Raw genomic sequence first — 25,308 nt, 5'->3', positions numbered from 1 at the left:
CTCATCTCCGCCCAGGTCGCCGAACTCGCCGGCCAGCTCCGCCGCCAGGTCGAACGCGTCGCGCTCGGCGGGGGACTCGCCCAGGGCGGGCACCGCGGGGACGGCCAGCACCTCGGCGCTCTCCTCGGGCTCCTCGGCGGCCGGAGTCCCACCGGACTCGAGCGCCTCGAGCCGGGCCATCAGCTCTTCCGCGCGCGCGTGGCCCGGGAAGGCGATCTGCACCGTCTCGAGGATCTCCCGAGCCTCCTCCAAGAGGCCCTGATCCAGGAAGAAGCTGGCCTCGTCGCACTCCTCGCCGGCCGGCTCCTCCGCGGGCTCCTCGACCTGGGCGACGACGGGCTGCGGCTTGGGCGCGGGCTGGGCCTTGGCGGGCGCGGCGGCCTGGGGCTGCGGCTTGGGCGCGGGCGGAGCCTTGGCGGCCGGAGGCGGAGCCTTGGGCGCGGCCACCACGGGCGCGGGCACCGGCTCCGGCTCCTCGAACTCGTAGGAGCCTGCGAGCGCCGGCGAATCCACCGGAGTGCCCTCGTCCTCGAAGACCAGCGCGGGAGCGCCGGACGAGGTCGGCTCGGCGTCGAGCTCATCCAACTCCGCGGGGCGCATCGCCACCCGCGTGGGCATGTCGTCCGGCTCCGGGAAGCCGGAGTCGTCCGAGAAGGAATCCTGGAGGAACTGGGCCGAGGGCGCCGCCACCTGCGTGGGGGGCGGCTCGTCGTCGCCGAGCGCCAGGGGCTCACCGGCGTCCGCCAGCAGCGGCTCGTCCTCGAAGCCGGAGGAGGCGGCCAGGGCGGCATCATCCTCGCCGGCCGGCTCCATGAAGACGGTCGTGGCCTCCTCGGGCTCCTCGCCGGCACCGAAGAGGGGCTCGTCGTCCGACACCACGGCGCCCGGCTCGTCCGCGATCACCAGCCCATCGTCGGAGTCCACCGGCATGCCGAACTCGCCGGAGAGGATCTGCTCCTCCTCGTCCGCGCTGGTCGCGGAGACCAGGGCCAGCTCGTCTCCCGGCGGATGCTCCAGGGCGTCCGCGGGCGCGTCGGCGACGACGATCTCCTCGTCGCTGGAGTCCACCAGGATGGCGTCCTCACCGACGGACTCCACCTGCGCGACCTCGACGGGCGCCACCTCATCCGACTGCAGCACGGACAGGAAGGCGGGCACCTCGGGGTGGCCGGGGTTCTGCTCGAGGATGATGGCCAGGTACGGCTGGGCGCGCTGCACGTCCGCGCGGCGCGTGCACAGGCGCAGCACGTTCAGGAGCTGCTCTCCGGCCTGGGCCGTGTTGCCGGAGGCGACGTAGATGTGGAAGGCCTTCTCGTGCGCGTCGAGGTTCTCCGGGTCCACCGCGAAGATCTTCCGCAGGTGCTCGAGCGCTTTGTCGTGCAGGCCGTATTTGACGTAGACGTCCGTCTCCGTCAGCAGCTTGGAGAACTGCTCCTTGCCCGGCTGAGCCGGGGCCGCCGGAGCCGCCTGGGCGGGCGCGGGAGCAACCGCGGCGGGCGCGGGCGCGGCGGCGGCCGGAGCGGGTGCCTTGGCGGCGGGAGCCGGAGCGGGTGCCTTGGCGGCGGGAGCCGGCTGGGGGGCCGGAGCCGGCGCGGGAGCAGCGGCGGCGGGCGCGGGGGCGGGAGCCGGTGCCGCGGTGGAGCTTCTCGGCCCTGTACGCCTCCAGCTCCGGATCAGCTGGATCCAGCTCGGCGACCTGGTTCCAGATGTTCCTGGCGTCCTGGTGGCGGCCGCGCTCCTGGTAGACCTTGGCGAGTTCCTTGTAGACGGAGATCGTCTTCGCCGTCTGGCCGAGCCCGTGGAAGGCCTGGGCCAGCATGTTGAGCGTCTCGACGTCGCGCCCGTCCGCCTTGAAGCACACCTGGAGCCGGGCCAGCGCGCGCTTCTGGTCTCCGCGCGACAGGTACTGCTGGGCCAGGTCCTTGGCCAGCGCCACGTTGTCCGGATCCAGGGAGGACAGGCGCTCCGCGACGCGGAACCAGTCATCCATCCGGTTGTTGCGCTTGAGGTACTCGGCGGCCTTCTTGAACTCCTGGGCGGCCTCGCGCGGCATGTTCTCGCGCGCGTACAGCTCGGCCAGCTTGATCTTCGACGCCACGTTCTCGGGGTCGAGATCCACCATCTTCTTGAGCGTATCCAGGGAGTTCTTGACGTCGCCGGCCTTGTCGTAGTGGTTGGCGACGATCTGGAAATACGCCATGGCCTCGGACATCAGTCCGAGCTGCTGATGGAGGTCCGCCAGCTTGAGATTGACGTCCAGCAGGTTCGGGTTGAGCTTGAGAACCTGCTTGTAGAGGGCAACGGCCTTGAGGAAGAAACCGTCGGTCGAGTAGCCCTCGGCGACCTTGGTGAAGTAGTGGGCCGCCTGAACGTTGTCGTTCTTCTTCTGGTACAGCTCCCCCATCTTCTGGAGGACGCGGCCGTCCTTGGGGTCTACTTCCAGGACCTTCTGGTACTCCTTGATGGCCTTGTCGTAGGCGCCCTTCGCGACGAGCTTGGCGGCGGCTTCGATGATCTTGTTCTTGTCCATCGAGCGTGGGCTTCCTGCCGAGCGAAACCCCAGGAAAATCCGGGGTTTCTGCTTCCTTCAAGGAGACAGCGAGGGAGGCACGAGGCTAACGGAATCCTCCCTCGCGGGTCAAGGAATCCACCCACCCCAACCCCCAGGAGGATCAGGGGGTTGCGCGATGAGCAGGCGAGCAGGCCCGCCTACGGGGTCTCCTCGATGGCCTTGCGCAGCCGGTGGCTGCCCGTCTCGGAGGCCAGCAGCCGCTCCACGAAGCGCGTGTCGTAGTTGCCCTCGACGAAGGCTTCCTCCGCCATGGCCGCCCGGTGGAACGGGATGTTGGTGCGGATGCCCTGCACCACGTACTCCCCCAGCGCCCGCTGCATGCGGCGGATCGCCGTGGGCCGGTCCTCCGCGTAGACGATCAGCTTGGCCAGCAGGCTGTCGTAGTACGGCAGCACCGTGTAGTTCTCGTACGCACTGGAGTCCACACGCACGCCGTAGCCGCCGGGCACGCTGTAGGCCGTGATCTTGCCAGGCCAGGGGGAGAAGGTAACGGGGTCCTCGGCGTTGACGCGGCACTCGATGGCGTGGCCGCGCATCTGGATGTCCTCCTGCTTGCGCTGGAGGGGCTCGCCCGAGGAGAGCTTGATCTGCTCGCGCACCAGGTCGATGCCGGTGACGAGCTCGGTCACCGGGTGCTCCACCTGGATACGGGTGTTCATCTCCATGAAGTAGAAGCGCCCGTTCTCGTCGAGCAGGTACTCGATGGTGCCCACGTTGTTGTAGCCGAGCTTCTCCATCGCGCGGATGGAGACCTCGCCCATCTGCTGGCGCAGCTCGGGGGTGAGGGCCGGAGAGGGGCTCTCCTCGATGAGCTTCTGGTGGCGCCGCTGCACCGAGCACTCGCGCTCACCCAGGTGGATGATGCGGCCGTGCTCGTCGGCGACGACTTGAATCTCGATGTGACGCGGCTTCTCCACGTACCGCTCGATGTAGAGGTCGCCGTTGCCGAAGGACGCCACCGCCTCGGCCGCCGCCGTGGAGAAGGCCTGCGCCAGCGCGTGCGGCTCGCGGACGATCTTCATCCCCTTGCCGCCGCCACCGGCCGCCGCCTTGAGGATGACCGGGAAGCCGATCTCCCGGGCGAAGACCTCGGCCTCCTTGGGATCCTTCACCGTGCCGATGCTGCCGGGCAGCAGGGGCAGACCGGCCTCGCGCGCCGCGTTGCGGGCACGCACCTTGTTGCCCATCAGCGAGATCATCTCCGGCCGGGGGCCGATGAAATGAATCTTGCAGTCGCGGCACACCTTGGCGAACTCGGAGTTCTCCGAGAGAAAGCCGTAGCCGGGGTGGATGGCGTCCGCACGGGTGATCTCTGCCGCGGAGAGCAGCTGCGGAATATTGAGGTAGCTCTCCTTGGACGGGGGCGGACCGATGCACACCGACTCATCGGCGAACCGCACGTGCAGCGCATTGGCGTCCGCCGTGGAGTGCACCGCCACGGTGGCGATGCCCAACTCACGGCAAGCACGGATGACCCGCAGGGCAATCTCCCCGCGGTTGGCGATCAGCACCTTCTTGAACACGATGTCGTGCCTCCGCGGGGCGCTCGAACGCCCGCTATGTCAGACCGGCTCGATGCGGAACAGCGCCTGGCCGAACTCGACCGGCTGCCCATTCTCCACGAGGATCTCCGCCACGCGGCCCGCCACGTCGGCTTCGATCTCGTTCATCAGCTTCATGGCCTCGATGATGCAGAGGACCTGGCCCTTCTTCACCACCGAGCCCACATCCACGAAAGCGGGCTGATCCGGGGCGGGCGTCCGGTAGAACGTCCCCACGAACGGGCTGGTGACGGAATGGCCGGGCTTCTCCACCGCCGGAGCCGCGGCGGCCGGAGCCGCGGCGGCCGAGGGGGCCGGAGCGTGATGGTGGACGGGAGGGGCGGCCATCGGCGCGGCGGACATCACCGGCGCGGGGCTCACCGAGGGCGTCACCGGGGCCGCGTGCACGATGGTGGGCACCGGCACGGGGCCACGGCGGATGAACAGCCGCTCCTCGCCCCGCTGCCAGACGAGCCGCGTCACCTCGGAGGCCTCGAGGATCTCCACGATCTGCCGGAGCGCCTCCACATCCAGCGACGTGGAACTACCCTCCACGCGGACGCCACCGCTCTGCGCGGGGGCCGTGGGCTCCGTTCGGACTGCCTTGCGCTTGGTTGCCAATTCCGTCTCCCCTCCCTGAACCGCCGTGAACCGCTGGTGGGCTCTAGCCCGCGGTGGCCACGCGCGTGAGGTACTTGCCATCGCGCGTGTCGATCTTGAGGACATCACCCTCGTTGATGAAGAGCGGTACGTTGACGGAGTAGCCCGTCTCCAGCACGGCCGGCTTCAACGCACCGGACACCGTGTCGCCCCGCACGCCCGGATCACACTTGGTCACCTTCAGGTCCACCGAGTTCGGCAGCGTCACGCCAATGGCCTTGCCGTTGTAGAACAGGATGGAGGCGTTGATGCTCTCCTTGAGGAAGTTCTTCGACTCCCCGAGGACCTCGGCGCTGATGAAGGTCTGCTCGTAGTTGCGGGTGTCCATGAAGTAGAAGTCGCCGCCCTGCTCGTACAGGAACTGCATGTCCTTCTCTTCGATGTCGGGCTTGGCCACCTTCTCGCCGGACTTGAGGGTCGGCTGGAGCACGCGCCCGGTCAGCAGGCTGCGGATGGACGTGCGCACGAAGGCCGAGCCCTTCCCTGGCTTGACGTGCTGGAACTCGACGATTTCGAAAGGCTCACCGTCGATTTCGATCTTCATGCCCTTGCGAAACTCGGACGTATCGATGACACCGGCCATGGACAGGCTCCTTCGGACAGCTTGAAAAGTCCGGGGTGTCTAGCCGATGGCGCCGCGCCTTGCAAAGTGGAAAGGCGCGGCGCGATGCGCCGTCCGCTCGGCGGCCTACAACTCGGCGCGAATCTTGGGGGCGATCACCCGGAGGACGTACCTGCCCTTTCCATAGTTACCGTCCGCCCGGAGCGCCAGCACCAGGAAGTATTCCGGGGTGATGAGGCGCATCAGCGTCAACACGCGCTCGCTGTTGACGCTGACCTCCTGCACCTCGCCCGTCTTGAGGGTTTCCGCGGCCTGGCGGAGCTGACCGAGCAGGTTGGCGTACTCCACCCAGGCCCCGTTCAGCTCCAGATCGGCCGCATCCTCCTTCTGGAGCGTATCCACGGAGATGCCGTCGAAACCCATCACACTGCAGGCCAGGGCCCCGTCTACCTGGTTGACCACCGACTCGAGGTGCGTGCGGAAGGACATGGCCGCAGGGTTCTAGGAGGCACCGGACAGCAGGTCAAGGTGCATCCGACCCGATGCACACGATGGGTCCGCCCAGGCCGGCAATCCCACACGCTCCACTGGCGAACTCTCCATCCGCGCAACCCCCGAAACCGCTCGAGATCACGGTGACCGGGAAGGTGAACGCGTTGCTCTCCACCACCTGCCCTCCACTCAGCCGTCCCCGGGCCTTGATGGTGGACAACACGGTCACCGCCGTACCGGGCGTGATGGCATTGCGCAGGGCGTCGAGCGCCCCAGGACCAAACGCCCTCACGAAGGTGTAGGTCTCCTCCGGATCGGTCTCGGGGCGGAAGACGGCGTAGGCGGCGAGGCGATCCACCTCGTCCGCGGGCAAGGTCAGGCTGACAGCCCCAGAGTTGAGGAGCGGCTGAAACTCGTAGGAATAGATGTACTCGTTGAGGGTGATGTCGCCGAGCCCTTCACCCGACATCGGCTCCTGGCCGATGGTGATGGGTTGCTGGAAGGTGTTGGTCTCGACGCTCATGGCCAGCAGGTAGTTCTGCCCGCCGGAGATGTCGAGGGTTCCCTCGGTGATGACGAAGTCGTCGGAGGCCGTACAGCCAATGCCCTCCTCGAACACCAGTGCCCGGGCCCAGAGGAACCGGATGGGCGCATCTCCTTGATTGGCCACACAACCCAGCGGCGCCAACGCCAGTGCCGCAATCGCCATCAATCGCTTCATGGACATCAACTCCTTGGACCGAAGGTGGGAGACCGGCTAGAGGGACTGGGCAATCGTCTGCCGGTTGAGGATGCGCGGCGTGATGAAGATGAGCAGTTCCTGACGGTCATCACGCTCGCGGAAATTCTTGAACAGCAACCCCAGCACGGGAATCTTCGACAGGAAGGGCACCGAGTTGCTCTGGGTGCTGCCGCGGCGCACGTAGATGCCACCGATGACGGTGGTGTCGCCGTCCTTCACCAGCACCTGGGTGTTGGCCTCCTTGCGCTGGATGGCGGGCTGTCCGTTGGCACCGGTCTGGGAAGGATCCGGCTGGTTGTTGGCCGCGTTGATGGTCAGCATGATGCTGCCATCCTGGGTGACGTGGGGCGTCACCTCGAGCGACAGGCGCGCTTCCACGAAGGTGGTGTTGGCACCGGAGGCGGACACCTGGCTGAACGGGATGGACACGCCCTGGCTGATGCGGGCGGTGTTGTTGTCCAGCGTCGTCACCTTGGGCGCGGAGATGGTCTTCACGACACCCTCGTTCTCCGCCGCCGACAGGCGCAGGTTGAGGGCGAGCGCACCACCGGCCGAGCCGAAGACGAAGCCGAGCGCACCACCGGTGCCCAGACCCGCGCCCACCGGCAGGTTGACGGCGAAGTTGGGGATGTCGGACACGCCCGGCGAGGTGCCTTCCACGCCGCCCGTCACCACGGCGGTGTTGGGGAAGATGAGGCCGGTGGGATTGCCCGTGGAGGGCGCGGCCGCGGCCTGACCACCCCACTGCACACCGAGCTCGCGGCTGAACGAGGTGTTGGCCTCGACGATGCGGCTCTCGATGAGCACCTGCGGCGTCTGCGTGTCCAGGTTGCGCACCAGCGCGCGGGCCTTCTCGACGTTGGCGCGCACGTCCTTGACGATGAGCACGTTGGTCCGCGTGTCCACCGTCACCGTGCCGCGCTCGCTCAGCACGTCCTTCACCCGCTGCGACATCTCGTTGGCCGTCGCGTAGTTCACCGGGATGAGGTTGACCAGCAGCTCCTCCTGCGCGACGAGCGACTTCTTGCGCTCCTGGCGCAGCTTGGCCTCCTCCTCCAGCGTCTTGAGCGGAGCCACGCGCACGATGTTGCCGATCTCCTCCTTGCCCAGCGACTTGGTGCGCAGGACGAGATCCAACGCCTGATCCCAGGGCACGTTGCGCAGGCGGATGGTCACCTTGCCCTGCACGTCATCGGCCACGACGATGTTCTTCTTGGAGATCTCCGCGATCACCCGCAGCAGGTTCTGGATGTCGATGTCCTTGAACTCGAAGGACACCTTCTTGCCGCGGTAGCGGGCCTGCTGGGGCGCGCCCTCGGAAGCGTAGGTAGGCGCCTCGGCGGTGAAGCCGGCGGTGCGCTGGGTGACGGTCACCTGCTCCGTCTTCACGCCCTTGACGCTCAGCCTCCAGGACAGGCCACCGCCCACCTGGCTCACGCTCTCCTCGATGGCGCCGTCGGCGGCCACCACCACGCGCACCCGGTTGCCCTCGCCGGGCACCGCGAAGGCGCTGATCATCTTCACCGGCGTCTCCAGCGCGCTGGTGTCCAGGCTGCGCTCCAGGCGGCGCGGCAGCCGGGCGTTCTCGATGGACAGCACCGCGCTGCGCGGGTCCGGGCGCTCCACCTTCCACGCCACCGCGCCCGACAGCTTCAGGTTCACCCGGCCACCGGACTCGTTCTCGTCGAACGTCAGGTCCTTGACCTCCACGGCCGCGAGCTGGGCGTCCACGGGCCTGGCGCGCAGGGGCTCGTTCTCCGCCACCACCTTCTCGGGCGTGTCGGACGGCGCGGACGGCTTGCGGGCCACCTTGCCACCGAGCACCACCGCGAGGCCGCGGCCGGTGCGCTCCACCTCGTAGCCGGGCATCTGCCCGCGCACGTCGAGCACCAGCCGGACCTTGTCCGAGTGGGCACCCACGCGCACTTCCTTCAGCAAGCCCGAGCGGACGCGAGGCGCGCGCGCCGACAGGCCCACGCCGTACACGTCCACCGCGAGCCGGGGAGGATCCGCCAGCTCCAGCACCTCGTAGCGGGCGACCTCGCCGTCCGCGCGGATGCTCAGCGTGTCACGGGCGAAGGAGAGGCTGGTGATGCGGCGCGCCGGGTGCGCCACCTCGCGCTCGTCCGCCTCGGCCGCCACCACGTTCTCGGGCAGCGCGGCGGCCTTCTTCTCCTGCGGCTGGGCCGCGGCCGGCCGCGGCGCGGGGGCCGCTTCCGGAGCGGGCGCGGCGCTGGCGACAGCGGCCTTCGGCTCGGGCGCGGCCGGCGTCACCGGCTCCGCCTTCGCCTCGGCCACCTTCGCCTCGGCCACCGCTCCATCCACGGAGATGATGACCTTGTTGCCATCGGCGCGCACGTCGTACTGCGCGGCCTGGTGCAGGGCCACCAGCACCCGGCCCACGCTGGCGCGCTCGTCCGAGAACTGGGAGGCCACCACTCCGGCCACCGGTCCCTGGCCGTTGTGATGCCCCTTGATGCCCGTGGCGTCCGCCGACGAGAGGTCCACCACCAACCGCTCCGGACCACTCAGCCGGAAGACGGTGAAGGTAGGAGCCCGCGTGCCGGCCACCACCACCTGGGCGCCCGAACCCGTCTGCACGACTTTCAGGTCGCGCAACGTATTGAGCTCGGCGGCCTCGGCCCCGACACCCACGATGGCAACCGCCAGGGCGGCCACCAAGCTCATCAACTTGCCCCTCGTCACAGCGCTCTCCTCGAGCATGCTTCCCCTCAACAAGTTGCAATGGGCCAGGGAGCCAGGGCAACCCCGGCTCCCAGGTTACCGGGAGACTACGGCTCCCAGTTCTTGCCCGTCATCAGGTCGTAGGCGGGGTCCACCCGGCCATCCTGCTGCTTCAGTTCCAGCTTCACCGGGTTGTAGACCACCCGGTCCGCCGTGGTGGTGGTCTCCGTGACGATGACCTCCTCACGGAGAATCTGCGTCACCTTGCCACCCTGCCGGCCCATGCGGGTATTGCGGCGCACGATGTGGCCGCGGCCCATGGGATCTTCCACCATGGCCATCGGGTTGGCGTCACCGGTGACCACGGCCACCAGCTTGAGCTGGTCGATGTCCCACTGGCACAGCGGCTCGTTGCAGCTCGTCATCTGAGGACCGGCCTGCGTATTCTCGCGCACCATGTCCTGGATGGGACTGCGGAACGGATCACGCCGGCCCACGGGGTTGTAGCTGTAGACGTAGGCAGGCCCAGCCACCACCGTCTCCGCGGGCTTGTCCTTCGGGGCCTCGGCCTTCGGGCGCGTGGACACGGCCGGCGGCGGCGGCGGCGCTTCCTCCTCGCCACAACCGACGAGCGCGAGGGCCAGTGCCCCCGAAATGAACATGGATTGGAACGTCTTCATCCTCGGGTCCCCTTGTCGCCCCATTTCCAGGACCGATCAAGTTTCTACTTCTTCTTCTTGGTTTCGGGCTGATTCGCCGTATTGACGAAGCGGAAGGTGGTGGCGAGGAACGAGCTGTTGAGCATCACCTTCTCGTTCTTCACCTTGGCGCCATCGAGCTTGATGTTGTTGACGTTCACGATGCGCCGCATGGTCGAGACCTCCTGAAGGAACATGGCGATCTCGTGGTAGTTGCCGCTCACCACCATCTTGATGGGGATGCGCGCGAAGAAGTCGCCACCGCCCACCGTCTCGGGGCCCGGCTCCACGCGGGCGATCTCCAACCCGGACTTCTTGCCGATGTCGTTGATCTGCGCGAGCAGCTCCTCGATGTCCTTGTTCTCGGGCAGCTCCGTGAGGGCCTCGGCGAGCTTCTGCTCCAGCACGTCCATCTCGCGCCGGCGCTCGTTGAGGTTCTGGGCGATCTCGCTCTTCTCGGCGAGCTCCAGGTCCAGCTTGCGCTGCTCGGCCTGCTGCTCCTCCATCTCCACTTCCAGCGGCTGGATGCCGAAGAAGAAGTTGGAGGCGGTCAGCACCATCACCAGGCCCGCCAGCACGCCGAAGCGGACGGCGGGAGGGGCTTTCGCGAGCCTTTCGAGTTGCTTGTCCATGGCTGCGGTTCCTCTCAGATGGCGTAGTTGGCGGTGAGGGAGATGTCGAAGTCCACCGTGGTCACCTCACCCGGCTTGGCACCGGAGCCCGCCTGGGTACTCTTGAGGTCCACGTTGGAGAAGAAGGGCTTGATGTCACCCACGGGGAACTCCTCGATGGCGGCCTCGGCCACCACCAGCTCCACGCGGGACGTCTTGGCCTCGCGGCGCTGCTCCACCAGGCGGCCAATCCCCTTGGGCGTCCACACCATGCCATTGAGGTTGCGCATCAGCTCGGCCACGTCGTCGTGGCTGACGGCCGAACCGGTCAGCTTCACGCTGCCGCGCTCCTCGTTGAAGGCCTTGATCCACACCTTCTTGGGCAGCGCGGTGGAGAGGGCGTCCAGCATGCGCACGGGACCGGAGCGGCCACGGCGCAGCTCGTCCAGGACGGCCAGCTTCTTCTCCACCTCGGTCTTGCGGGTGTTGATGTTCTTCACCTCGCCGATCGTCTTGTCGAGATCGGCGATGCGGCGCTTGGTGTTGGCCAGGCCCTCGGCCTGCTTCTCCACCACGCCATTGCGATCGGCGTACCACATGTAGTTGCCCACGGCCGCGCCCACGAGCACGAACGCGAAGAGGGCCAGGACTTGGCGGCCCGCGTTCGGCCTGACCTTGGCGCGGACTGGCAGCAGGTTGATGCGAATCATCATGTGCGTCGGTCCTTCGAAGACGAAGAAGCTGGGGAGGGGGGATCAGCCGAGCTTGTCGCCAGGCTTGCGCAAGGCCAGACCCACGGCCACCGCGGCCATCGGCGCCACCTCCATGATGAAGGCGGGGTCGAACTTGCGGTTGTCCACGTCGATCTTCCGGAACGGGTTGAGGATCTCCACCGGCACGCCCACTCGCGTCTCGATGGTCTTGAACAGCGCCGGAATCTTCGCGGTTCCACCGGAGAGGTAGACCTTGGTGAAGTTGGCATCCACCGCGGTGCCCGCGTAGAAGTCCAGCGAGCGCTGGATTTCACCGGCCACCTGCTCGGCCACGCCCAGCAGCACCCGCTCCACTTCCTGGGGAACCACGGCGTCCGAGTCCCCGCGGGTGCCGCCGATCTTCAGCGCCTCGGCCTCCTCGTAGGAGACGTTGAGCTGCTTCTGGATCTCCTCGGTGAACTGGTTGCCGCCGATGGTGACGTCACGGGTGAAGACCGTGATGCCGTTGGAGATGATGTTGATGTTCACCACCGAGGCGCCCGCGTTGATGAGCACCACCGTCTCCTTGTCGGGGACGTCGTAGTTGGAGGCGAACATGTTCTGGACGGCGAAGGCGTCCACGTCCACCACCACCGGCTGCAGCCCCGACTCGGAGACCACGGTGGTGTAGTCGTTGATCATGTCCTTCTTGGCCGCGACCAGCAGCACGTCCATCTGGCCGGTGGCGTCATTGCCGCCCGCGTCCAGGATCTGCGTGTCGATGTTCACGTCCTTCACGTCGAAGGGGATGTACTGCTCCGCCTCCCACTGGATGCTCTCCTCGAGCTCTTCCTGGCTCATCCGGGGCATCTGGATCTTCTTGATGATGACCGAGTGGCCGGAGACGCCGATGGCGACCTCCTTGTTCTTGACCTTCAGCTCGGTCATCAACTCCTGCAGCGCCTGGACGATGGCGGTGGAGTTCATGAGCGCGCCGTCGACGATAGCCTCGGGCGGCAGAGGCTTCATGCCGAAGCTCTGCAGCGCGTAGCTCACCTGGCCACGCTTGCGCTGCTCCTTGAGCAGGATCATCTTCACCGAGGTCGATCCGATATCGAGACCGAGAGCCAGCTTTCCCTTCGCCATACAGTCATCGCTCCTGGAGGGGCCGCCAGCGTAGCACCGGCCCGCGAGCCCTCCTAAAAAGTGCTCCGCGCCTGCCCGCGTAGCAGACGGCCTATCTGTCCCCCGGAATCCCACGGCGGTGCACCCACGCCGTTCTTGTAGGGCCGATTTTCCGGCTTCGGACGCGTTCCGTCAAATCGCCCCACCCGACGCTTCGTCGTCTGCCGGGCAGCCGGTCAGCCTCGCTCCCCCTCGGCATCCGCGTCGATTCCATACTCCTTGATTTTGTACAGCAGGGCCCGATGGCTGATCTCCAGCACCTCGGCGGCGCGGGTGCGGTTGCCCCGGGTGCGGCGCAGGGCGGCGCGGATGTAGGACTCCTCCAGGTCCCGAATGGCCTGTTTGAGGGACAGGTTGGCCTCGGAGGAGGGACGTGTGGGGGTGAGCGCGGGCGCGCTGGCCGGTGCGGGGACGGCCCAGAGCCGCTCGGGCAGGTTCTCCGGGAGGATCAGCTCTCCCTCGGCCAGCAGGACGGCGCGCTCCATCGCGTTCTCCAGCTCGCGCACGTTGCCGGGCCAGGCGTAGGAGGCCAGGAGCGCCTCGGCCTCGGGGCCAAAACCGCGCACGGGCGGCTCGCGGTTGAGCTCGCGGTTGAAGCGCGCCAGGAAGGCACGGGCCAGCAGGAGGATGTCCGTCTGGCGCTCGCGCAGCGGCGGGACGCGCACGTTCACCACGTTGAGCCGGTAGTAGAGATCCTCGCGGAACTCGCCCCGCTCCACCAGCCGGCCCAGGTCACGCAGCGTGGCGGCCAGGACGCGCACGTCCACCTTCTCCGCGCGGTTCTCCCCCACCGGGCGGATCTCCCCCTCCTGGAGCACGCGCAACAGCTTCACCTGGGCGGGCGGGGGCAACTCCCCCACCTCGTCGAGGAAGAGCGTGCCGCCGTCGGCCTCGCTGAAGAGGCCGCGCCGGGCGGTGCGCGCGTCGGTGAAGGCGCCCCGGGCGTGGCCGAAGAGCTCGCTCTCGATGAGGCCCGCGGGGATGGCGCCGCAGTTGACGGCGACGAAGGGCATGGCGGCCCGGGGAGAGCGCGCATGCAGGGCCCGCGCGATGAGCTCCTTGCCCGTCCCGCTCTCGCCGGTGATGAGGACGGTGGTGCCCACCGGCGCGAGCTTCTCCACCTGCCGCATCACCACGCGCATGGGCTCGCTCTCGCCGAGGATGCCCTCTCCGGGAGAAACCCCGCCGGCTGCCTGCAGGCGCCGGTTCTCCCGCAGCAGCCGCTCGCGCTCCTCCGCCTTGCGCAGGACGAAGACGATCTCCTCGGGCTTGAAGGGCTTGCGCACGTAGTCGTACGCGCCGGCCCCCACCGCCTCGAGCGCCTGCTCCTGCGAGCCGTAGGCGCTCATCACCACCACCGTCAGCCCCGGATGATCGGCGATCGCCTGGCGCAGCACGGACAGACCGTCGCGCTTGGGCATGCGCACGTCACACAGCAACACGTCGTAGCCGCGCGCGGACAGCTCCCGCAGCGCCTCCTCCCCATCGGCCACGGCCCGCACCTCATAGCCCAGCCCGGAGAGCACCAGGGTGAGCACGTGGCGGACAGAAGGTTCGTCGTCGGCGACGAGGATGCTGCGGAAGAGGGCCATGGACCCCCTCAGAAGTAGCCCACTCCGGGGTGCACGGCCAGATTCCGCCTCAGATGGCTGGCAGCCGGACGGAGAAGCGGGCTCCCCCGCCCGGCACGTTCTCCGCCGTGAGCCGCCCTCCCATCCCCTCCGTCAGGTGCAGCGACACGGCCAGCCCCAGCCCCGTGCCCTGCCCGGGCTCCTTGGTGGTGAAGAAGGGCTCGAAGAGGCGCGGCATCACCTCCGCCGGAATGCCGGGCCCCGTGTCCTCCACCACCAGCAGCACGTCCGCCCCCTCACCCCGGGTGGAGAGCCGGACGAGCCCCTGCCCTCCCATGGCCTGCACCGCGTTGAGCAACAGGTTGATGACGATCTGTGACAGCGGCCCGGAGTCCGCCCGCGCGAGCAATCCCGGCGTGAGCACGAGCTCCAGCCGCACCTGCGAGAAGTCCCGTCCGGCCTTCACCAGTTGCACGCACGTCTCCACCACGTGCCCCACCTCCACCGGCCCCAGCCACTCGCGCTCGGGGCGGCCAATCTCCAGCAGGCCCCGCACGATGCCGTCGATGCGCTGCACCTCATGATCGATGCGCCCGAGGTACTCCTGCACCTCGGGGTCCTTCACGCGGGCACCGGCCAGCGACAGGTAGCCGAGGATGCCCGCCAGCGGATTGCCCACCTCATGGGCCACCCCCGCGGCGAGCCGGCCCACGGTGGCCAGCCGCTCCGCCGAGACGAGCCTCCGTCTGCGCCTGGGCCAGACGCGCGTTGGCGGCCCGCAGCGCCTCCATCTGGCGCCGCGTGGTCTCCTGCTCCTCCTGGAGCGCCGCCGCCATCCGCGAGAGCGCCCGCTGGATGCGCGAGAGCAGCGGCCCCGGGCTCTCCGGCACCGACACATCCAGCTCCAGCCGGCCGAGCTGCTCCACCACCACCTCGGTCCGCCGCAGGGGCCGGCCCACCATGAAGTCCAGCACCCCGTACGCCAGGACGGTGAGCAGCACCAGGTCCAGCACCAGGAGGAAGGGCAGCGAGCCGAGGGTCCGCGCCAGCACCGACGCCTCCGGCGAGCCCTGCACCGCGCCGTGGCGCGCCACCTCCAGCAGCGCCAGCAGCGGCCGCTGCAGCGTGAGCCAGGTGAAGCCCGTGCCCATCACACTGAGCAGGAAGGCGACGCTGGCGATGCGCCACTTCATCCGCGTCCGGGCTCCCTCACGGAGCGCCCGCCAACAAGAGATCCAGCGGCGCCGGCAGCACCGCGCGCACCCACGGGCCGAGCAGCATCACCTGGAGGGCCGCGAGCGACAGCCAGGGTCCGAAAGGGATGTTCGTGGGACCCGGCTCCCAATCGTCCTCCTCCTCGTCACCCTCCCCCGCCTCCTCTCGAGCGTCCGCCTGAGCCACCGCCACCTGCGCCGGTCCGGGCTCGCCCTCCTGGGGAGTCCCCGTCCCGGCGGCGGTGGCCGGTGGCGGCACGGCGGAGGGCTCGGGCGCCGGTCCCGCCCGCCCGCGGAAGAGCAGCAGCAGCAGACCCACCACCGCGCCCTGCAACGAGGAGAGGAAGATGACGGCGAGCAGCGCCTTCCACGTGAGGAAGGCCCCAATGAGCGCGAGCAGATCCTTGTCTCCCGCGCCCAGCGCCTCCTTCTTGAAGATCTTCTCCCCCAGCCACTCCATCGCCCAGAAGACGAGGAAGCCGGCCACCGCGCCGATGATGGAGTCGCGCACCCGCTCCATCCCCATGGGCACGGACAGCACCACCCCGGCGGCGATGCCCGGCCACGTCAGCTCGTGCGGGAGGATCCAATGCTCCAGATCAATAAAGGAGAGGGGCACCAGCAGCAGCACCATCACCAGGGCGGCCACCAGCTCGGGCGTCCACCCGAAGCGGCGCTGGCAGGCGAGGAAGAGCAGCGCGGTGAGCAGCTCGATGAGCGGATAGCGCCAGGAGATGGGCAGCCCGCAGGAGCTGCAACGGGCGCGCAGGGCCACCCATGACAGGACTGGAATGTTCTCGTACCAGGCGAGTTGATGCCCGCACCGGGGACACCGCGAGCGGGGATGCACGATGCTCTCGTCCAGGGGCACGCGAGCGATCACGACATTCAAGAAACTGCCGAAGAGCAGGCCCAGGACGAAAATCAGTGCCACGGCCGCGCCTTCCACCGCCTGAGGAGTCACGTTCTGCGTCCCTTCGTTCCGCGAGAAGCTCCGGAGGCCGGAGCATAGGGCCCAGACGCGTCACCGGGGCAGACGATTCCTGTCACTCCAGTGACAAAAATTGGCACCCGCAACCCGTCACCGCGCGGCTGATCCCACGCAAGTGCCTGGATCCGCGTGGGGGCGCACTGGGTTTGACGGTGGCACCGTTCGTGCTATTCCTCACGACGGCTTCGGCCGCAACCCATCCTTCACCCGAAGGGAACACCCCATGACCCGTCTGTTCGCCCGCAAGAACCGCGGCTTCACCCTGATCGAGCTCATGATCGTGGTGGCCATCATCGGCATTCTCGCCGCCATCGCCATCCCGAACTTCATCAAGTTCCAGGCCCGCTCCAAGCAGGGCGAGGCCAAGGCCAACCTGAAGGCCTGGTTCACCACGCAGCGCGCCTTCCTCCAGGAGAAGGACCGCTACGAGGAGGACATCAAGATCATCGGTTACGCCCCCGAGCGCGGCAACCGCTACGCCTACTACTTCTCCCAGACGCAGACCTTCGAGGTCCGCGGCGACGACAAGATCGCGGACCTGGACTCGGCCACGGCCATCACGGTCGACACCGGTAAGTTCAAGGGCGCGAAGACCAACCCGGAGCCCGCCGCGGTGACGGGTATGGTTCACGTCGGCACGGGCGGCAAGCCCGCGCAGCCCGGCATCTCCGGCGACTGCCCCGGCTGCAACATCGACGCGATCGCGGCCGGCAACGTGGACAACGAGATCGTCGGCAACGACACCTGGTACATCGCGACCTCTGACCACAAGGGCGAGGCCAACTGCGGCAACGCCGACGAGACGATGGCCGTCGCCGGCACGCCGTTCATGAACTACAACGACGTGGACTGCGACAAGTAATACGCAGCCTCCGGTCCGGCTCTCACGAGCCGCCGTTGAGTACAAAAGGACACTCGGGCATAAACCCGGGTGTCCTTTCTGTTTTAATGCCGCCATGAGGTCGCGAACCTACCTGCCTGCCCTGCTGGTCGGCATCATCAGCCTGACCGCACTCGTCCTGCTCGCGGCGCCGCCTCGCAAGCCGCCCCGAGGTCCCCACCAGGAGCCCCTCCTCCCCCGTCAGGAGCTGCTGCGGATGGTGGGCCATGGTTACCAACAACTGCTCGCCGACTACTTCTGGCTCCAGGTCGTCCAGGCGACCGGCCGTGCGTTCGGAGCCGAGGAGTACCGGGACATCTACCCGTATGCGGATCTCACCACCGATCTGGATCCAAAGTTCGGCGCGGTCTACCCCTTCGCCGCCGGCGCGCTGCCCACCAACCTGGGGCGCGAGACGTGGGTCAATACCGAGGAGTCCACCCGGCTTCTGCGCAAGGGCCTGAAGACGTTCCCGGACGACCTCAGGATGCGCATGTTGCTGGCCTACAACCTGAGCGCCTTCCACCAGCAATACGGAGAGGCCGCCCAGGTGCTGGAGCAGGCCTCGAAGCTCCCGGGAGCGCCCTCCTATCTGCCCGCGCTGGCCACCCGCCTCTATGCCCAATCGGGAAGCGTGAACGCCGGCCTCGCGCTGGCCCGCTCCCTCGCGGAGTCCGCGGAGGATGAGGAGACGCGGGAGATCTTCAAGCAGCGCGTGTTCGATCTCGAGATGGAAGGGGAGCTGCGGCGCGTGGACGAGTCCATCGGCCGCTTCCGCCAGGCGTTCGGCGTGGCCCCGCCGGATATCGACACGCTGCTGTGGCTGGGCTTCCTCGACAGGCCTCCGTATGACCCCAAGGGCGGCGGTTTCGTCCTCGGCTCCGACGAGCGCGCCTATTCGGAGACCCAGCAGCGGCGGCTCGAAGTCTTCACCCCCGACAACCGTGGTTACCAATGGGCCCCGCCCATGGATCAGTGAACCCATGGACTCTCCCTCTCCCATCGAAATCCGAAACCTCTCGAAGACGTACCGGCTCGGCTTCTTCATGAACCGGCAGGTGCGTGCCCTCCAATCACTGGACCTGTCGCTGATGCCGGGCCAGGTCTATGGGTTGCTGGGGCCCAATGGCGCCGGCAAGTCCACCACCATCAAGATTCTGCTGAATCTGGTGCAGCCCTCGGAAGGCGAGGCCCGGCTGTTCGGCCGTCCCCCGGCAGAGCGCGAGGCACGCCGCCGCGTGGGCTATGTGCCCGAGAATCCCGCGCCCTACGAGTACCTCACGGGCCGTGAGTTCGTGACCCTGTCGGGACGGCTCACGGGCATGAGCGGCAAGGAGCTGGATGACCGGGTCAACGAGGTGCTGGGCATGGTGCAGATGACCCGCGCCGCCAACCTTCAAATCCGCCGCTACAGCAAGGGCATGGTGCAGCGCGTGGCGCTGGCGCAGGCGCTGGTGTCCAAGCCGGACCTGCTCATCCTGGACGAGCCCACCTCGGGGTTGGATCCCGTGGGCCGCCGGCAGATCCGCGACCTCATCCTCGAGGAGCGCCACCGCGGCACCACGGTGCTCTTCTGCACGCACATCATCCCGGACGTGGAGGCCCTGTGCGACCGGGTGGCCGTGCTGGTGGGCGGCCGGCGCGTGCGCGAGGGCAGCGTGGCGGAGCTGGTGAGCTCGCAGGCCACGCACGTGGAGCTGACGGTGGAGGGCCTGCCGCTGGAGCGCATCCAGGCGTTGGGGATTGGCCTGGAGCTGACACGCCAGTTGGAGAACCGCGTGCTGCTGCACGTGCGCGAGGCGGATGCCCAGAACCTGCTCAAGCGCGTGCTGGAGCAGGGGGGCCGTGTCACCCAGCTGCAGCCCGCCCGCTTTTCATTGGAAGAACTGTTCCTGCGTGCGCTGGAAGAGGCGAAGCAGGGTCCCGTTGGAGGAGAGATTTCGTGATGGGTCCGTTCGTCGCCCTGGCGCTCAATGGGTTCCGGGAGGCCCGGCGCAACCGGGTCACCCTGCTGGTGGCCATCTTCGCGCTGGCCATGCTCCTGTCCACCACGCTCGTGCTGGAGGTCACCGTCGGCACGTTCGACCGCGTCATCACCGACGTGGGCCTGGGGGCCATGAGCCTCATGCTGGTGCTGCTCGCCATCTTCCTCTCCAGCGGGCTCATCTCGCGGGAGATCGAGCGGCGCACCATCTTCCTCATGGTGTCCAAGCCCCTGTCGCGCGGCGCGTTCCTGGTAGGCCGGCTGATGGGCAACATGCTCACCGTGACGGTGCTGCAGGGGCTCATGGCCGCGCTCTTCTTCGTGATGATGCGCTTCTACGACAGCCCCATCAGCCAGGCGCATCTGGCGGCGGTGGGCATGCTGTGGTTCGAGCTGTGGGTGCTCAGCGCCGTGGGCTTCCTGATGTCCAGCTTCTCCAGCCAGATGGTGTCGGCCTTCGTGACGGTGAGCGTCTACTTCGCCGGCCACCTGTCGTCGGACATCTACGCGCTGGCCGGGAAGTCCAAGAGCGAGGGCATCCAGGCGCTGGGCAAGGCCGTGTACTACGTGCTGCCGGACCTCTCGCGCTTCAACTACAAGCCGCACGCGACGTACTACGTCAACGTGGCCTCCGGCGAGCTGCTGTCGGCCGCCCTGTACGGCATGGCCTACACCGGCGTGCTGGTGGCGCTGGCCGTCATCCTCTTCAACCGGCGCGACTTCCGCTGAGGCGCCCCCGGCCCGGGGAGGCGGGACTCACGTCTCGTCCTCCCGGTCCGACAGGCCGTGCTTGGCCAGGCGGTAGCGGAAGGAGCGGAACGTCAGGCCCAGCAGCTCTGCCGCGCGGATCTTCACCCCGCCGGCCTGCGACAGGGCGGCCAGCAGGTAGCGCCGCTCGGCGTCGTCCAGGTGGTGCTCCAGAGAGAAGCCGGCGCCGAGCGACACCTCCGCGGGAGACGTGGCCGCCGGGGCCGGCGCCGGCTCGCCCCGGAGCGTGGGCGGCAGCGAGGCCAGCGTCAGCACGTCTCCATCCGCCAGCGTGGCCGCGCGCTCGACAATGTTCTCCAACTGGCGCACGTTGCCCGGGAAGGAGTAGGCGGACAGCACCGCCAGCGCCTCCGGAGAGAAGCGCATCCCCGGCCGCCCCAGCTCCTTGCGCTGGCGCTCGAGGAAGTGCTCGGCCAGCAGCGCGATGTCCCCCGCCCGCTCGCGCAGCGGCGGCAGCTCGAGGGTAATCACGTTGAGGCGGTAGAAGAGATCCTCCCGGAAGCGCCCCGCCTTCACCTCGGTCTCCAGGCGCCGGTTGGTGGCGGCCACCACGCGCGCGTGGAAGGAAATCTCCGCCGAGCTGCCCACCGGCTTCACCTTGCGCTCCTGCAGCACGCGCAACAGCTTCACCTGCGTGGCCAGCGGGACCTCGCCAATCTCGTCGAGGAACACCGTCCCCTCCCCCGCATGCACCAGCAGGCCCGGCCGCTCCTGCGTGGCGCCGGTGAAGGCGCCCTTCACATGGCCGAAGAGCTCGCTCTCCAGCACGCCCTCGTTGAGGGCCGCGCAGTTGACGGGGAGGAAGGGCTGGCCCGCCCGCTGGCTCTTGAGGTGGATGGCCTTGGCGATGAGCTCCTTGCCCGTGCCGCTCTCCCCATGGATGAGGACGGTCGAGCGCGTGGGCGCCACCTTCTCCACCAGGCCCCACACGGCGCGCATCCGCTCGCTGCGGCCCACCCCCATCACCCCCGCGCCGGGCACCAGGTGCTCGCGCAGCGACACGTTCTCCTGGCGCAGCGAGCGCTTCTCCAGCGCCTTCTGCACCAGCAGCTTCAGCTCCTCGTTGTCGAAGGGCTTGCCGATGTAGTCGTACGCCCCCTCGCGCATGGCCTCCACCGCGGAGGCCGCCGTGCCGAAGGCGGTGATGACGATGACCTCGGGCGGCTCGGGCAACGCGCGCGTGGCACGCAGCACGTCCATGCCGCTCTGCGAGGCGCCCAGCTTCATGTCGGTGATGACCAGGTCCACCTTCGCCGAGCCCAGCACCTCCCGGGCCGCCTTCACGCCGTCCGCGCACGTCACCCGGTAGCCCGCACGGGTCAGCAGCACCTCCAGGAACTCGCGCATCGACAGCTCATCGTCCACCACCAGGATGTGCACGGCCACGCTCTGCCTTTCCCCCTCAACCCTGCAGCGGCAGCTGGATGAGGAACTCGGTGCCCTCTCGCGGAGAGGAGGACACCCGGATGTTGCCACCATGCGCCCGCACAATGGAGTACGCCGTGGACAGGCCCAGCCCGGTCCCACCCTCCCGGGTGCTGAAGAAGGGCTCGAAGATGCGCGACAGGTCCGAGACGGGAATGCTGCCCCCCGAGTCCCAGATGCGCAGCAGGGCCAGCTCGTCCGCGGCCTCCAACATTACCCGCACCCGGCCTCCCGGTCCCGCGGCCTGGAAGGCGTTGCGCAGGAGGTTGATGAGCACCTGCCGGAGCTGATCCGCGTCCACCGGCACGCGCAAGGGAGCCAGCGCCAGCTCCACCCCCACCTGCCAGGCCAGCGGGTCCGCCCTCAGCATGTCCACCGTCTCCGCCACCAGCACCTCCAGCTCCTGCTCCTGCTTGACGGGAGGCGGCGGGCGGGCGAAGCGCAGGAAGTCCTCCACCAGCTTGGAGAGCCGGTCCGACTCGCGCAGGAGGATCTCCACCAGCTTGGCAGAGGACGGATCGCCGCCCCCCGGCTCCTGGACGAGCAGCTGCGCCGAGCCCCGCATGGCGGCCAGCGGGTTGCGAATCTCATGGGCGAGCTGGGCGGCCAGCGTCCCCAGGGCGGCCAGCCGGTCCGCGCGCTTGAGGTCCTCCTCGATGCGGCGCAGCTCGGTCAAATCCTGGAAGACGACGAGCGTGCCCCCGCCTCCGCTGCCCTCCAGCCCCGTCACCGTCAGCCCGAGCGTGCGCAGGCCCGAGGGCGTCTGCACCGTCAGCTCCCGGCGGCGCTGGCGGGCCTCCTTCCCCAGCGTGCCCGGCAGCAGAGACTCCACGTGCAGCCCCGGTGGCCGTGCATCCAGGGACAGGATGGCGCTGGCGGCCCGGTTGACGAAGGTGACCCGCCCCTTCTCGTCACAGGTGATGAGCCCCGAGGGCATGCAGGCCAGGATCTGCCGCTGCAGGTTGTCGAGCTTCTGGAGGTCCGCCTCGCGCTCGGATAGCCGCCCCCCCGTGGCCGAGAGCTGGCGCGAGAGGTAGCCGGCCAGCGCGGCGATGAGGAAGAGGGCCAGCACGTTGCTGCCCAGCAGGAAGGCCAGGCGCTGACGGCTGACGTCTCCCACGCCCAGGGGCGGCTCCAGCCACTGGAGTTTCACCGCCACCAGCAGCGAGGCATAGGCAATGGCCCCGGCTCCCGCGGCCAGCAGCGCGCCCCGGCCATCCAGCAGGATGCTCGCGCCGATGACGGCCAGCAGGTAGAGGAAGGTGAAGGGGCTGTCCCCCACTCCGGTGAGGAAGACGAGCACCGAGGCGATGAGCAGGTCACCCACCACCTGCACCACCGCCGCCACCCGGTCCGCCCGGCCCCCGCGCAGCATGAGGCCGTACACCAGGGTGAAGAGGTAGACGAGCCCGATGACCGCGAAGGACAGCGTGTCCACGCGGCTGGGCTCTTCCACCAGCGGCTGCATGAGCAGCCGGGCCGCCACCGCCACCAGCGACAGACTGACGGCCACCGTGCGGAACACGGTGAGCCAGACCAGCCGCGTCCGCAGCGCATCGGCCTGCGGAGGCGCGGCGAGCACGAGACCGCCGACGCTACTTGACGGCACCGGCGATGGCGAAGATGGGCAGGTACATCGAGATGAGGAAGCCGCCGACCACGCCGCCGAGGAACACCATCATCAACGGTTCGATCATCGCCGTGAGACCCGCGACGGCCGTGTCCACCTCGTCGTCGTAGAAGTCGGCGATCTTGTTGAGCATGGTGTCCATGGCGCCCGTGGCCTCACCGACGCCGATCATCTGCACCACCATGGGCGGGAACACCTTCGTCTCCAGCAGCGGACCGGCGATGTTCTTGCCCTCGGCGATCTTCCCGCGCACGTAGTAGATGGCCTCTTCCACCGAGCGGTTGCCGGCCGTCTTCGCCGTGACGTCCAGCGCGTCCAGGATGGGCACGCCCGAGGAGATCATCGTGCCGAGCGTCCGGGTGAAGCGCGCCACCGCCACCTTGCGGATGACGGGCCCGAAGATGGGCGCCATCAGGAACGCCTTGTCCAGCAAGCGCCGGCCCTGGGGGTGCCGGTACGTGTACGTGAAGGCGGCCGAGACGACGGCGATGATGGCGAAGGCGTGGAAGATGTAGTTCTGGGCCCACTCGGACAGGTCCACCACGAACTGGGTGGGGGCCGGCAGCGCCTGGCCGAAGTCGGAGAACATCTTCGCGAACGTCGGCGTCACCTTGAGGAGCAGCAGCGCCGTCACGCCGAAGGCCACCAGGAGCACGATGACCGGGTAGGTCATGGCGCCCTTCACCTTGCGCTTGAGCTTCTCGTTCTTCTCGCGGTAGGCCGCGAGCCGGTTGAGGATGTTGTCGAGAATACCGCCGACCTCACCGGCCGCGCACAGCTGGACGAAGAGCTCGTCGAAGACCTTGGGGTGGTCCGCCAGCGCGTCGGCGAAGGTGGAACCCTGCTCCACCTTGCTCTTGATGGCGAACACGACCTTGCGGAAGGCCGGGTTGTCCATCTGGCTGCCGAGGATGTCGAGGCACTGCACCAGCGGCAGGCCGGCGTCGATCATCGTGGCGAACTGACGGGTGAAGACGAGGATGTCCTTGCCCGTGACGCCCGACCCGAAGGTGACGTTCAGGTCGGAGTCGAGGAGACCCTTCTTGCGGACCTTGACGGGGTTGAGACCGAGCGACTTGAGGCGGGCATTGACCGCCTCGATGTCGTTGGCCTCCATCTCCCCCTTCTTGGTCTCGCCAGACTTGGTCTTGGCCTCCCAGAGGAACTGGGCCGTGTTCTTGGACTTTTGGGGTGCCGACTTCTGGGTTGCCGTTGCAGCCATACAGCCCTCCGAGGGGGATGTGAGTCTATCCCCTCAGTCAAATTTCGCGAATTAGCGTCCGCCCGGCCCGGCCGGCCGCTGACCAGCCAGGCCACCAGGGCCGGCTCCCGCGGACAGGATGTTGCGCAGCTCGTCCGGATCGCTCGAGCGCCCGAACGCCTCTTCCTGCGAGATGAGCCGGCGCGCCAGGAGCTGCGCCAGGGCCTGATTGAAGGTCTGCATGCCGAACTTGGCCTGGCCCACCTGCATCGCCGAGTACACCTGGTGCACCTTGTCCTCGCGGATGAGGTTGCGGATGGCGGGGTTGGGGATCATCACCTCCAGCGCCAGCACGCGGCCCGGAGAGCCCGCCTTGGCGATGAGCGACTGGCTCATCACGCCTTCCAGCACGAAGGAGAGCTGCGCGCGCACCTGCGGCTGCTGGTACGGCGGGAACACGTCCAGCACGCGGTTGATGGTCTGCACCGCGCTGTTGGTGTGCAGCGTGGCGTAGCAGGTGTGGCCCGTCTCGGCGATCACGAGCGCCGCTTCGATCGTCTCCAGGTCACGCAGCTCTCCCACCAGCACCACGTCCGGGTCCTGGCGGAGGATGTACTTGAGCGCCGTCTTGAAGTTGCGCGTGTCCGCACCCACCTCGCGCTGGTTCACCAGGCAGTTCTTGTGCGGGTGCAGGTACTCGATCGGATCCTCGATCGTCATGATGTGCTCGTGACGATCGGTGTTGATCTTGTCCACCATGGACGCGAGCGTCGTGGACTTGCCCGAGCCCGTGGGACCCGTCACCAGGATGAGGCCGCGCGGCTTCTTCACCAGCTCGGCCACCACCGGAGGAAGACCCAGCTCCTGGAAGGTGAGGATCTTGAAGGGAATGGTGCGGAAGGCTCCGGCCACCGCGCCGCGCTGCATGTAGATGTTGGCGCGGAAGCGGGAGAGCCCCTTCACACCGAAGGACAGGTCGAGCTCGTTCTCCTCCTCGAACTTGTGCTTCTGGGCGTCGGTGAGGATGGAGTAGCAGAGCTGCTTGGTCTCCACCGGGGTGAGCTGGGCCGTCTTGAGCGGCACGAGCTCGCCGTCCACGCGGAGCTGGGGCGGGGAGCCGGTGGTGATGTGGAGGTCGGAAGCGCCCTTCTCGACCATCGCCTTGAGCAGCTGGTGCAGATTCACGAAAACCGTCCTTCGGGTA

The 25,308-nt window shown here is 68.1% G+C and carries 23 protein-coding genes; 4 read left to right on the top strand and 19 right to left on the bottom strand.

The features are described from left to right. Positions 1 to 1,123 precede the first annotated feature (1,123 nt). The 15 genes from ACN28I_RS41035 to ACN28I_RS40965 all read right to left on the bottom strand — a co-directional run bounded on the left by ACN28I_RS41035 (position 1,124) and on the right by ACN28I_RS40965 (position 16,159). The gene (locus ACN28I_RS41035) at positions 1,124 to 2,530 is read right to left on the bottom strand and encodes a tetratricopeptide repeat protein (RefSeq protein WP_420947333.1); all 1,407 of its coding nucleotides are present in this window, start codon (positions 2,528 to 2,530) and stop codon (positions 1,124 to 1,126) included. 179 nt (positions 2,531 to 2,709) lie between these two features. Beyond that, positions 2,710 to 4,095, bottom strand: coding sequence for an acetyl-CoA carboxylase biotin carboxylase subunit (gene accC, locus ACN28I_RS41030; RefSeq protein ID WP_420947332.1), 1,386 nt, complete (start codon positions 4,093 to 4,095; stop codon positions 2,710 to 2,712). Positions 4,096 to 4,134: 39 nt separating this feature from the next. Continuing rightward, on the bottom strand, positions 4,135 to 4,734 hold the full coding sequence (accB, locus tag ACN28I_RS41025; protein ID WP_420947331.1) for an acetyl-CoA carboxylase biotin carboxyl carrier protein: 600 nt from the start codon (positions 4,732 to 4,734) through the stop codon (positions 4,135 to 4,137). 43 nt (positions 4,735 to 4,777) lie between these two features. Next, the gene (gene efp / locus ACN28I_RS41020) at positions 4,778 to 5,356 is read right to left on the bottom strand and encodes an elongation factor P (protein WP_420947330.1); all 579 of its coding nucleotides are present in this window, start codon (positions 5,354 to 5,356) and stop codon (positions 4,778 to 4,780) included. Positions 5,357 to 5,461: 105 nt separating this feature from the next. Further along, complete coding sequence (locus tag ACN28I_RS41015) at positions 5,462 to 5,824, bottom strand: roadblock/LC7 domain-containing protein (RefSeq protein ID WP_420947329.1); 363 nt, start codon at positions 5,822 to 5,824, stop codon at positions 5,462 to 5,464. A gap of 34 nt (positions 5,825 to 5,858) precedes the next feature. Next, entirely contained in the window at positions 5,859 to 6,548 is a 690-nt protein-coding gene (locus tag ACN28I_RS41010; protein ID WP_420947328.1) for a hypothetical protein, read from the bottom strand. 36 nt (positions 6,549 to 6,584) lie between these two features. Then, entirely contained in the window at positions 6,585 to 9,293 is a 2,709-nt protein-coding gene (gene pilQ / locus ACN28I_RS41005) for a type IV pilus secretin PilQ (RefSeq protein WP_420947327.1), read from the bottom strand. Between the two features lie 68 nt (positions 9,294 to 9,361). Then, positions 9,362 to 9,934 carry a pilus assembly protein PilP gene (locus tag ACN28I_RS41000; protein ID WP_420947326.1) on the bottom strand — a complete coding sequence of 191 codons (573 nt, stop codon included), beginning with the start codon at positions 9,932 to 9,934 and terminating at the stop codon, positions 9,362 to 9,364. Between the two features lie 44 nt (positions 9,935 to 9,978). Continuing rightward, complete coding sequence (locus ACN28I_RS40995) at positions 9,979 to 10,584, bottom strand: type 4a pilus biogenesis protein PilO (protein ID WP_420947325.1); 606 nt, start codon at positions 10,582 to 10,584, stop codon at positions 9,979 to 9,981. Positions 10,585 to 10,598: 14 nt separating this feature from the next. Then, entirely contained in the window at positions 10,599 to 11,276 is a 678-nt protein-coding gene (locus ACN28I_RS40990; protein ID WP_420947324.1) for a PilN domain-containing protein, read from the bottom strand. A gap of 42 nt (positions 11,277 to 11,318) precedes the next feature. Continuing rightward, positions 11,319 to 12,401, bottom strand: coding sequence for a type IV pilus assembly protein PilM (gene pilM, locus ACN28I_RS40985; RefSeq protein ID WP_420947323.1), 1,083 nt, complete (start codon positions 12,399 to 12,401; stop codon positions 11,319 to 11,321). A gap of 215 nt (positions 12,402 to 12,616) precedes the next feature. Continuing rightward, on the bottom strand, positions 12,617 to 14,032 hold the full coding sequence (locus ACN28I_RS40980; protein WP_420947322.1) for a sigma-54-dependent transcriptional regulator: 1,416 nt from the start codon (positions 14,030 to 14,032) through the stop codon (positions 12,617 to 12,619). 49 nt (positions 14,033 to 14,081) lie between these two features. Further along, a complete protein-coding gene (locus ACN28I_RS40975) occupies positions 14,082 to 14,723 on the bottom strand; it encodes a sensor histidine kinase (protein WP_420947321.1) in 642 nt (213 codons plus the stop codon). Further along, on the bottom strand, positions 14,692 to 15,204 hold the full coding sequence (locus ACN28I_RS40970) for a hypothetical protein (protein ID WP_420947320.1): 513 nt from the start codon (positions 15,202 to 15,204) through the stop codon (positions 14,692 to 14,694). Before ACN28I_RS40970 ends, ACN28I_RS40975 begins: the two co-directional genes overlap by 32 nt. A gap of 16 nt (positions 15,205 to 15,220) precedes the next feature. Continuing rightward, positions 15,221 to 16,159, bottom strand: coding sequence for a prepilin peptidase (locus ACN28I_RS40965; protein WP_420947319.1), 939 nt, complete (start codon positions 16,157 to 16,159; stop codon positions 15,221 to 15,223). Between the two features lie 280 nt (positions 16,160 to 16,439). On the opposite strand from ACN28I_RS40965, the gene ACN28I_RS40960 reads away from it, so the two are divergent. From ACN28I_RS40960 to ACN28I_RS40945, 4 genes are all read left to right on the top strand, one after another. After that, positions 16,440 to 17,078, top strand: a complete 639-nt coding sequence (locus tag ACN28I_RS40960) for a prepilin-type N-terminal cleavage/methylation domain-containing protein (protein WP_420947318.1) — start codon at positions 16,440 to 16,442, stop codon at positions 17,076 to 17,078. A 94-nt stretch (positions 17,079 to 17,172) separates the two neighbouring features. After that, positions 17,173 to 18,075 (top strand): hypothetical protein, encoded by a 903-nt coding sequence (locus tag ACN28I_RS40955; RefSeq protein WP_420947317.1) that lies wholly within the window; start codon positions 17,173 to 17,175, stop codon positions 18,073 to 18,075. A gap of 4 nt (positions 18,076 to 18,079) precedes the next feature. Next, positions 18,080 to 19,042, top strand: a complete 963-nt coding sequence (locus ACN28I_RS40950; protein ID WP_420947316.1) for an ATP-binding cassette domain-containing protein — start codon at positions 18,080 to 18,082, stop codon at positions 19,040 to 19,042. Beyond that, positions 19,042 to 19,809, top strand: coding sequence for an ABC transporter permease (locus ACN28I_RS40945; RefSeq protein ID WP_420948810.1), 768 nt, complete (start codon positions 19,042 to 19,044; stop codon positions 19,807 to 19,809). The genes ACN28I_RS40950 and ACN28I_RS40945 overlap by 1 nt, the downstream gene beginning before the upstream one ends. A 27-nt stretch (positions 19,810 to 19,836) precedes the next feature. On the opposite strand, the gene ACN28I_RS40940 is transcribed toward ACN28I_RS40945, so the two are convergent. From ACN28I_RS40940 to ACN28I_RS40925, 4 genes are all read right to left on the bottom strand, one after another. After that, complete coding sequence (locus ACN28I_RS40940) at positions 19,837 to 21,228, bottom strand: sigma-54-dependent transcriptional regulator (RefSeq protein WP_420948809.1); 1,392 nt, start codon at positions 21,226 to 21,228, stop codon at positions 19,837 to 19,839. Between the two features lie 22 nt (positions 21,229 to 21,250). Then, on the bottom strand, positions 21,251 to 22,741 hold the full coding sequence (locus ACN28I_RS40935) for a two-component system sensor histidine kinase NtrB (RefSeq protein WP_420948808.1): 1,491 nt from the start codon (positions 22,739 to 22,741) through the stop codon (positions 21,251 to 21,253). A 127-nt stretch (positions 22,742 to 22,868) separates the two neighbouring features. Further along, a complete protein-coding gene (locus ACN28I_RS40930; protein WP_420947315.1) occupies positions 22,869 to 24,125 on the bottom strand; it encodes a type II secretion system F family protein in 1,257 nt (418 codons plus the stop codon). Positions 24,126 to 24,176: 51 nt separating this feature from the next. Next, positions 24,177 to 25,289 (bottom strand): type IV pilus twitching motility protein PilT, encoded by a 1,113-nt coding sequence (locus ACN28I_RS40925; RefSeq protein ID WP_420947314.1) that lies wholly within the window; start codon positions 25,287 to 25,289, stop codon positions 24,177 to 24,179. Positions 25,290 to 25,308 lie beyond the last annotated feature (19 nt).

Source organism: Archangium gephyra (genome assembly GCF_049060025.1).
Taxonomy (GTDB): domain Bacteria; phylum Myxococcota; class Myxococcia; order Myxococcales; family Myxococcaceae; genus Archangium; species Archangium gephyra_A.
The sequence above is the reverse complement of the archived record's forward strand: the minus strand, read 5'-3'. Positions and strand labels throughout refer to the sequence as shown.

What these genes read in the sequence shown, in the direction of transcription:
- ACN28I_RS41035 (WP_420947333.1), bottom strand. Translation starts at nt 2,530, where the DNA reads ATGGACAAGAACAAGATCATCGAAGCCGCCGCCAAGCTCGTCGCGAAG.
- efp (WP_420947330.1), bottom strand. Translation starts at nt 5,356, where the DNA reads ATGGCCGGTGTCATCGATACGTCCGAGTTTCGCAAGGGCATGAAGATC.
- ACN28I_RS41015 (WP_420947329.1), bottom strand. Translation starts at nt 5,824, where the DNA reads ATGTCCTTCCGCACGCACCTCGAGTCGGTGGTCAACCAGGTAGACGGG.
- ACN28I_RS41010 (WP_420947328.1), bottom strand. Translation starts at nt 6,548, where the DNA reads ATGAAGCGATTGATGGCGATTGCGGCACTGGCGTTGGCGCCGCTGGGT.
- pilQ (WP_420947327.1), bottom strand. Translation starts at nt 9,293, where the DNA reads ATGCTCGAGGAGAGCGCTGTGACGAGGGGCAAGTTGATGAGCTTGGTG.
- ACN28I_RS41000 (WP_420947326.1), bottom strand. Translation starts at nt 9,934, where the DNA reads ATGAAGACGTTCCAATCCATGTTCATTTCGGGGGCACTGGCCCTCGCG.
- ACN28I_RS40995 (WP_420947325.1), bottom strand. Translation starts at nt 10,584, where the DNA reads ATGGACAAGCAACTCGAAAGGCTCGCGAAAGCCCCTCCCGCCGTCCGC.
- ACN28I_RS40990 (WP_420947324.1), bottom strand. Translation starts at nt 11,276, where the DNA reads ATGATGATTCGCATCAACCTGCTGCCAGTCCGCGCCAAGGTCAGGCCG.
- pilM (WP_420947323.1), bottom strand. Translation starts at nt 12,401, where the DNA reads ATGGCGAAGGGAAAGCTGGCTCTCGGTCTCGATATCGGATCGACCTCG.
- ACN28I_RS40980 (WP_420947322.1), bottom strand. Translation starts at nt 14,032, where the DNA reads ATGGCCCTCTTCCGCAGCATCCTCGTCGCCGACGACGAACCTTCTGTC.
- ACN28I_RS40970 (WP_420947320.1), bottom strand. Translation starts at nt 15,204, where the DNA reads ATGAAGTGGCGCATCGCCAGCGTCGCCTTCCTGCTCAGTGTGATGGGC.
- ACN28I_RS40960 (WP_420947318.1), top strand. Translation starts at nt 16,440, where the DNA reads ATGACCCGTCTGTTCGCCCGCAAGAACCGCGGCTTCACCCTGATCGAG.
- ACN28I_RS40955 (WP_420947317.1), top strand. Translation starts at nt 17,173, where the DNA reads ATGAGGTCGCGAACCTACCTGCCTGCCCTGCTGGTCGGCATCATCAGC.
- ACN28I_RS40950 (WP_420947316.1), top strand. Translation starts at nt 18,080, where the DNA reads ATGGACTCTCCCTCTCCCATCGAAATCCGAAACCTCTCGAAGACGTAC.
- ACN28I_RS40945 (WP_420948810.1), top strand. Translation starts at nt 19,042, where the DNA reads ATGGGTCCGTTCGTCGCCCTGGCGCTCAATGGGTTCCGGGAGGCCCGG.
- ACN28I_RS40935 (WP_420948808.1), bottom strand. Translation starts at nt 22,741, where the DNA reads ATGCAGCCGCTGGTGGAAGAGCCCAGCCGCGTGGACACGCTGTCCTTC.
- ACN28I_RS40930 (WP_420947315.1), bottom strand. Translation starts at nt 24,125, where the DNA reads ATGGCTGCAACGGCAACCCAGAAGTCGGCACCCCAAAAGTCCAAGAAC.